The organism is Pseudomonas sp. SZ57, assembly GCF_009495975.1.
GTDB lineage: Bacteria > Pseudomonadota > Gammaproteobacteria > Pseudomonadales > Pseudomonadaceae > Aquipseudomonas > Aquipseudomonas syringae.
This window is the reverse complement of sequence record NZ_WIBD01000003.1, coordinates 765,390-766,099: the sequence shown is the minus strand read 5'-3', so window position 1 is coordinate 766,099 and position 710 is coordinate 765,390. Positions and strand designations below refer to the sequence as shown.

1 pseudogene is annotated in these 710 nt (G+C 52.3%); it reads left to right on the top strand.

Features of this window, described 5'->3' with window-relative positions:
* Window positions 1–605 (top strand): annotated as a pseudogene (locus tag GE543_RS27350) (hypothetical protein); the annotation flags it as partial.
* Between the last annotated feature and the right edge of the window lie 105 nt (window positions 606–710).

Sequence of the window (710 nt, the reverse complement as noted above, 5' to 3'; positions counted from 1 at the left end):
TGAGTTCGGATTCCGAACTCAGTAAAATCAGCGAGAAAGCGAATCTCGATAGACCGAGTTCGGAATCCGAACTCAGTCTAAAATCAGCGTCATACGGCACAGTTCGGATTCCGAACTCATATAGTACGTATACGAATACAAATACATCTGTATGTAAAAGCTCTGTACCGCGCGAGGCTGTGAGCGCTCCAGTCGATCTACCTCCAGGGTTTGAAAGGTTTACAGAGGATCAACGCTTCAGGGCGATGACCGCATTGCAGAGCGTCGAGCCGACACTGCGAGAACCGTTGCTTGATCAATGGCGCCATCGTTGCAATAGCGGTTCCGTGAAGAACCCATTCGGTTATCTATTGAGCTGCATGCAGAAAGCCCTGAGTGGGGAATTCAATGCCCAGTGGCAGGCTCCTAGAGCGTCAGCTCAAAATCCACAGGCGCACTCCCCCCAGCCGAAACATCTCAGCAACGCGCCTGATCAACCAAAGCCAACTCCCCCGCCTCCCGTCAAAAAAGTCTCGCCGCAAGATCGTGACGAGTCTTCACTGGCTGCCGGGCGCAGCTCAATGATGGACATCAAGCGGATAATTCGACCGAGATCACAGGGTTGAACAGATCAGCTGAATGCTGCAATCATTGCAAGCACTGTGATTCCACTGGCATCACTTCAAGCATCGACCGAGGTGATTCCCCGGGAATCACTTCCAGCACCGAAC